Source organism: Burkholderia sp. Bp9031 (assembly GCF_003857965.1).
Taxonomy (GTDB): domain Bacteria; phylum Pseudomonadota; class Gammaproteobacteria; order Burkholderiales; family Burkholderiaceae; genus Burkholderia; species Burkholderia ambifaria_A.
Map to the genome: position 1 here is coordinate 1 of NZ_QTPW01000111.1, position 326 is coordinate 326.

Below are 326 nucleotides of genomic sequence, written 5' to 3' on the forward strand. Positions count from 1 at the left end.
ACCATTCGCGTGCCGGTCCACATGATCGAGACGATCAACAAGCTGAACCGGATATCGCGCGAAATCTTGCAACAGACAGGGCAGGAAGCGCATCCCAGCAGTGCTGGCAAAGCGCATGGAGATGTCCGAGGAGAAAGTGCTCAGTATCCTCAAGATCGCCAAGCAACCTGTCTCGCTCGAAACCCCGGTGGGTGACGATGCCGATGCAACGCTCGGCGACATGATCGAGGACGTCTCGGCGAGTTCACTGGCTGAGGCGGCGATTCACGCGAACATGCGCGCGGCGATCGACGCGGCACTCAACGGGTTGTCGCCGCGCGAGGCCA

Annotated in this window: 1 pseudogene; it reads left to right on the forward strand. The window is 60.7% G+C overall.

From position 1 onward, the window contains the following. Positions 1 to 326 (forward strand): annotated as a pseudogene (locus DIE15_RS36735) (sigma-70 domain-containing protein); the annotation flags it as partial.